This window comes from Phormidesmis sp. 146-33, from assembly GCF_052939515.1.
Genome location: NZ_JBJPHU010000201.1, coordinates 1 through 6,814 on the forward strand (window position 1 = coordinate 1; position 6,814 = coordinate 6,814).

The window sequence follows — 6,814 nt, forward strand, 5'->3', positions numbered from 1 at the left end:
TGAGGGATGAGGGATGAGGGATGAGGGATGAGGGATGAGGGGTGAGGGATGAGGGGTGAGGGATGAGGGATGGCTTTCGATGTTGAGAACTTAATTGGCGCGATGTGCAACTCTAAATCCATGTCCCTGTAAGGGGATGTAGCGGAGCGATCTAGGTATCAGCATCCATCGTGCGACCTGACTAGAGACTCACAGTTCTCTTTCATCCCTCCTCCCTCATCCTTCATCCCTTTAAAGTAGTGATTATCTTTGAATCAGAGAGTTAAATTGGGGCTGATGAAGATTTTGGTGTTGACCTGGGAATTTCCTCCGCGCATTGTGGGCGGGATCGCACGACATGTTGCAGAACTGTATCCTGAACTGGTCAAACTGGGGCATCAGATTCATTTAATCACGGTGCAGTTTGGACAGGCTCCTCATTATGAGGTGGTGGATGGGGTGCAGGTGCATCGGGTGAGCGTGGGTGAGAGCGACAACTTCTTTCACTGGGTCGCCAATATGAATCAGAGTATGGGGCAGCACGGCGGCAAACTGATTCAAGAAGAGGGCCATTTTGATATTATTCACGCGCACGATTGGCTGGTTGAAGATGCGGCGATCGCCCTTAAGGTCTGTTTCAAAATTCCGCTTGTGGCCACCATCCATGCGACTGAGTTTGGACGCTACAACGGCATTCATACCGAAGCGCAGCGCTATGTGAGTCAAAAAGAAAAGCGGCTCTCTTACGATGCGTGGCGGGTGATTGTTTGTACGGATTACATGCGGCGAGAAGTCGAGCGATCGCTCGATACCCCGTGGAACAAAATTGATGTCGTCTACAACGGGATTCGCGCTGAGAAGAAGCAGACTCACCCTGATTTTGATTATTGGGGCTTTCGGCGACGGTTTGCGGCCGATGAGGAGAGAATCGTTTATTACGTGGGGCGCATGAGTCATGAGAAGGGCGTGGCGGTGCTGATCGAGGCGGCTCCCAAGGTGATCAGAGCGATGAATCATCAAGTGAAGTTTGTCTTTATCGGCGGGGGCAATACCGATCACCTCAAGCAGCAAGTGTGGAATCTGGGAATTTGGCAGAAGTGCTATTTCACAGGGTTTATGCCCGATGAGGATTTGGATAAGTTTCAGACGATCGCCAACTGTGCTGTTTTTCCCAGTCTCTACGAGCCGTTTGGCATTGTGGCGTTAGAAAGCTTTGCGGCGAAGGTTCCTGTGGTGGTCTCGGATACGGGCGGTTTGCCAGAGGTGGTGCGCCATCTAAGAACGGGGGTCGTCACCCAAACCAACAATCCAGATTCTCTCGCCTGGGGCATTTTAGAAGTGCTGCAAAATCCCCGATATGCCCAATGGCTGGTCGATAACGCTTACAAAGATCTGGCCAGGCGATTTGATTGGGCAAAGTTAGCGCAGCAAACCGAGGCGGTCTATGGGCGAGTCTTACACGAGCGATCGCAGGTGAACTGGTAGAAAATCCGCTTTCCTCCTGAACGTAGGTTTTCAGTCATTGAAACGAGGCAAGATAGAACCTATTTATTAACTTAGATAGAATCAGTCAGCAACGTGAGTGGGTCGGTTGCTAGTTCGCTGCATGGCGAAAGTCGAGGAACACGAGATATTGACCTTGCTATCGAAATCGCTTTAAAAATTGATGGGCGGTGCCATCTTCCTGAAAAGGGCTGTCGATGAAGTTTAGTTTTTGTCTGGCGGATGGGTCGTGCGATCGTGCTAATCAAAAGATACGCATCAAAGGCACAGGCATGGAACCCGCAGAACGTCAGGATTGGCTCAAACAAAACACAACTTTAGGATCGCTTTCTGATCAGACGTTGGCAGCGATTGCGATCGCCCTTCATTCAGAATCTGTTTTGGAAAATCGCCGTCTCGTGCTGGAAGACACGCCGCCCCCTGCGCTGTACATTCTCTATGCGGGCAGGATTGAGCGTTATCGAACCAGTCAGACGAGTGTTGCCAGAGCATCGGGACTGCTGCCAGGTGCGACACTTTATCTCAAGGAACTGTTGCTCAACGAGCCTGCTCAGGAGACGACGATTACTTTGAGTGACTGCGTGTTGTGGACGATTCCCCGTGAGGAATTTTTGAGTCTGACGCAGCAGTTTCCCGAAATTTCGCAAACGTTTTCTCGCCAGTTAGCGGATGAGCTACAGCAGGTTTCGTCTCAGTTGGCGTATGAGCGCGATCGCCAGACTGCATTGCGTCCCTATCTGGTGCCGAGGGTGAAGCGGGGAATTGTTGGGTCAAGTCGGTATGCGGTGCGGATGCGGCAGGAGATCAAAAAGGCGGCGAGCGATCGTCAACCTGTGTTGATTTTTGGGGAGCCGGGGTTAGAGAAAGATAATGCGGCGACGTTGATTCATTTTGGGTCGAGCGATCGCAAAGAACCGATGATCAAGGTGAACTGTAATTTGCTGCAATCGACGGGGGCAGAATTGTTTGGGCGATCGAATAAGCCCGGATTGCTCGATTGGATTGGGCGAGGAACGGTTTTGCTCAACAATTTAGAAGACATTCCCGCAGAGCTTGAGGAAAAGTTGGTGCAGCTTTTGGCCACGGGCGAATACCATCCCGTCGGACGAGAAGAACCGCGCCACTGTGACGCTCGAATTATGATGACTTCTGAACGAATTTTGCCACGATTGGAGCGCTGTAAACTGATCAAACATACGATCAAAATTGCACCGTTGCGAGTTCGGAAAGCAGATGTAGCGGCGATGTTGGACTATTACCTGAGTTTGGCGAGTCGAGCCAGAGCAATTCCAAAGCAAAAGGTGACTCCAGAAGCGCTCAGGCGGCTACAAGGCTATGATTTTCCGGGCAACTCGACCGAGCTACAAAGCTTGATCGAACGAGCGATCGCTCAGTCTGACGGAGCCGCAGAACTCACCGAAGAAGTGTTTTGGTCAGTCAGCACCAAGACTCGTCGATTTCGCCTAAACTTGCTGAATGCTTACCCAAAACTCCGTCATTTTTTGCGTAGTCCCTGGTATCCTGATCGTATCAATTATGGATTCACGCTAGGATTCTTTGGGCTGATCGTTGCAGTGTTAATGTTGGCACCTCAAAGCCGTGATCAAAACTTTGCCTTAAGTATGTTTTGGGCGTGGTGGTGGATGTTGATTTTGATGGCGTTTCCGTTTGTTGGTCGGGCGTGGTGTGCGGTCTGTCCGTTTATGATTTACGGAGAACTGGCGCAAAAAATTTCGCTGTGGATCTATCCTAGACAACTGCAATCCTGGCCGCGTCAACAAGCAGAAAAATGGGGCGGTTGGTTTTTGTTTGGCATGTTTGCGCTAATTCTACTCTGGGAAGAGTTATGGAATCTGGAAAATGTGGCTTATTTATCGGGCTGTTTACTGCTTTTGATTACGGCTGGAGCGGTCGTTTTTTCCATGTTATTTGAACGCCGTTTTTGGTGTCGCTATTTGTGTCCGATCGGTGGCATGAATGGACTGTTTGCCAAGCTGTCTGTGATCGAACTTCGCGCCCAACAGGGAATTTGCTCGGCAAGCTGTACAACGTATCAATGCTATAAGGGCGGCCCGCAAAAAGGCGAAGGGCTGGAAACGGGTGGTTGTCCAGTTTATTCGCATCCCGCGCAACTGCAAGATAACAAGGATTGCGTTTTGTGTATGACTTGTCTCAAAGCCTGTCCCCATCGATCGGTCGAACTCAACCTCAGACCCCCAGGAATTGAACTCTGGACAACCCACACACCCAGTTATTCCGAAGTTTCGCTATTGTTTTTGCTATTCGGTGCCGTGTTTCTCCATCGGTTGCCAGAGATTGAGCAGCAGTTTGGTTGGAATTTACATTTAAGTGATTTCGGAATCCATGCAGGTGTGTCTACTTTAGCGTTGCTGATTCCAGGTGTAATTGCACTATCCGCCCATTCTCTAACTCGTTTGCTCAGTACTAAATCTCGTCCATTTTTAGAATTAGCTTATGGATATCTGCCGCTTGTTTTGGGGAGTAGTCTAGCCCATTACCTAAGATTAGGTTTGACCGAGGCAGGACAAATCATTCCCGTCACGATCGCCACCTTCGGGTTAAAGACTCAGGGCATGACGCTTCCGATCGCCGTTGCTGATCCCGCTGTGATTTCATTTTTGCAAGGCGTGACGTTAATTTTTTCATTCTGGCTGAGTGTTTTTCTCACTCAAAAGATTGCTCGTCAGCCATTCAAAAATCTATTACCTCAGCATTTAGCGATGGTCGCGATCGGCTCTCTGCTATGGAAAGTAATTGTGGGTTGATATAAATTCTCTCGCTGCGATCTTTCAACTAAAAATGCCGCTAAACCCCTTACTAAAGAACTTTGAATTTAAAGTCTCCCAGAATTGGGCGGTTGGGGGTAAAAGATTTGAACATCGAAGCGAAAAAACTTCATCAAGTTGACGTAACCTTCAACTAAAGTTTTCTGAAATCACGAACTACTGTGCGATCGCACCTAAAGCACTGAGTGTCTGCTTCTGAGCCTCTGTGAGTCCAGTTGCTCGTGCAATGTTCATCCCTTCATAAGGACGCTCAACCTCTAGGGTTCTCAAACATTCGCCTGTCTGCACGTCCCACAATTTGATTGTTCCATCTGCACTACCACTGACCAACCGTTGACTGTCGTCATGAAAGCTAACAGAAAGAACGTGCTTGGTATGTCCTTCTAATGTTTTTAAGTGTTCCCCAGTCTCAACATCCCACAGCTTCATTGTTTTATCGGCACTTCCAGTGACCACAATTTCGCGTCCTTCGAGATTTATGAAGCAAATCGACCAAATGCTCTGGGTATGTCCGTTCAAAGTCTTCAAGCAGTCCCCAGTCTGAATATCCCAGAGCTTAACTTTTAGGTCGTCACTGCCACTTGCAAGCAGTTGTCCGCTAGGGTCAAAGCAAACTGTAAGTACTGGACTGGTGTGACCCTGTAGGGTTCTAACAATCTCTCCAGTTTCAGAATTCCAGAGCTTTATCGTTTTATCAAAGCTTCCGCTTGCAAGCATTTGACACTCTGGGCTGAGGTCAATTGTCACGACCCAATCTTGATGTCCTTCTAATGTTCTAAGACATGACTTCACCTCCACCACATTTTCCCCGGACAGCTTTACTTGCGAAGCATCCCACACTTTGATCGTCTGATCAGCACTACAACTAGAAATCGTTTTGTCATCTGCACTGAAAGCTGCTGCCCAAACTATCCCTTGATGTCCTTGAAATGTCGTTAAAAGCTGCCCCGAATCAACGTTCCACAATTTCACAGTGTGATCATTACTGCAACTCGCCAGGAGTTGGTTATTGGGGGCGAAGCTAATCCGACGAACTGAACTTGCATGTCCTTCTAAAGTCTTCGGAGGTTGTTCTGTCTGTTGATTCCAGACGCGAATTACGCTGTCTTCATGGGCACTGACCACCCTCTGACCATCTGAGCTAAACACGACTCGATGAACCGGATTTGCAAAGCCTTGGAAGGTCTTCAAAATCTGTCCGGTGTCTGCATCCCACAAGTTCACTGATTGCTCGGCCCCACTTGCCAAAACTCGACTCTGAGGGTGAAAAGTCAATGCTCTAATGGGTCTTCTATGTCCACCCAATGTTTTTAGAAGCTTTCCAGTTTGAGCATCCCAGAGTTTAATCGTTTTATCTTCGCTGGCACTAGCAAGCAGTTGTTTATCCGCGCTAAATGCGATCGCATCCACCCAGTCAGTATGTTCGCTTAATGTTTGAATGCAATACCCAGTCTTAAAATCCCATCGCTTAATGGTTTGATCTTCACTACTACTGACCAAGATTTCATCAGGGCCAAAGGCAACAGAGCGAACTTGATTTGTGTGTCCTTGCAGCGTGTTGAGTAGTTGTTCAGAATCAACGTCCCACACTTTCACCGTTTGATCGGCACCTCCACTTGCGAGTAAGCGTCCATCAGGGCTATATGCAACGCAACAGACTCGCTCGGTGTGTCCTCGAAATACCTTTAAGTGTTCTTCTTTAAGACTCCGGATTTCGATCGTGCCATCTCCACTGGCGATCGCAACTGTCTGACCATCGGGACTAAACACCACACAAAAAATCGCATCTTTACATTGCAATGTTCTGATTAGTTGTTCTGTTAGTTGTTCTGTCGCCGCATTCCAGTACTTTACAGTTTTATCACCGCAACCACTGACTAGAGTTTTACTATCAGGACTAAATGCAAGGCAGAAGATCCAGTGAGTATGTCCTTTGAATTCGCGAAATATTTGACCATCGACAACTCGCCAAACATAGATCTCGCCACCCGTGTCACCCGCAGCAAGATAGTTACCATCTGGGCTAAACGCGATCGCAAGAATTGAATTGATCTTTTGCGTGAAACTAGACCGATCAAACTTGGCATTTGCAAAATTAGTTCGATGAAGCTTTAAGCCTCGAAGATCTGCTTGCCAGATGGTTAGATTTGAGAAGTCGCGATCGCTCAAATCTGTTTTGAGTTCCCTAAAAAGATGTAACTACTCAGGTTGAAGTGTAGTCGGGAGAGTGGGATTTCCCAAGAAAACCTGCTTCAAGGCTTCCAATACATTCAAGCCTTGCTTCTTGAGGGTGGAAATATAGCCACGAATGCGACCAAATTGCTGCGCCCCTGCAACGGAGCGAAACCCACCGGAAATCTTCTGCTTGAGCTTCATCATGCGTAAATCCCGCTCCGCCTGATTGTTATCAAAGGGGACGCGAAAATCGACCATGAAGGCTAACACCTGGTCTTGGTGTTGCTGCAAGCGGTTTAGTGCCTATCCGAAAACTTGAATTGCCCTGACGACAATACAAGCACAGGATA

Annotated in this window: 3 protein-coding genes and 1 pseudogene; 2 read left to right on the forward strand and 2 right to left on the reverse strand. The window is 48.2% G+C overall.

Features of this window, described 5'->3' with window-relative positions; genetic code table 11:
* Positions 1-249 precede the first annotated feature (249 nt).
* The gene (locus tag ACJ2PR_RS34585) at positions 250-1,464 is read left to right on the forward strand and encodes a glycosyltransferase family 4 protein (RefSeq protein WP_446880450.1); all 1,215 of its coding nucleotides are present in this window, start codon (positions 250-252) and stop codon (positions 1,462-1,464) included.
* A gap of 215 nt (positions 1,465-1,679) precedes the next feature.
* Positions 1,680-4,268 carry a sigma 54-interacting transcriptional regulator gene (locus ACJ2PR_RS34590; RefSeq protein ID WP_446880451.1) on the forward strand — a complete coding sequence of 863 codons (2,589 nt, stop codon included), beginning with the start codon at positions 1,680-1,682 and terminating at the stop codon, positions 4,266-4,268.
* 177 nt (positions 4,269-4,445) lie between these two features.
* Here the strand turns inward: ACJ2PR_RS34590 and ACJ2PR_RS34595 are convergent, their stop codons facing one another.
* Together ACJ2PR_RS34595 and ACJ2PR_RS34600 are read right to left on the reverse strand one after the other, a co-directional pair.
* Positions 4,446-6,458 (reverse strand): WD40 domain-containing protein, encoded by a 2,013-nt coding sequence (locus tag ACJ2PR_RS34595; RefSeq protein WP_446880452.1) that lies wholly within the window; start codon positions 6,456-6,458, stop codon positions 4,446-4,448.
* 30 nt (positions 6,459-6,488) lie between these two features.
* Positions 6,489-6,764, reverse strand: a pseudogene (locus ACJ2PR_RS34600) (IS66 family transposase); the annotation flags it as partial.
* Positions 6,765-6,814: the final 50 nt, after the last annotated feature.

Coding starts and splice junctions, on each gene's coding strand:
- ACJ2PR_RS34590 (WP_446880451.1), top strand. CDS start 1,680: ATGAAGTTTAGTTTTTGTCTGGCGGATGGGTCGTGCGATCGTGCTAAT.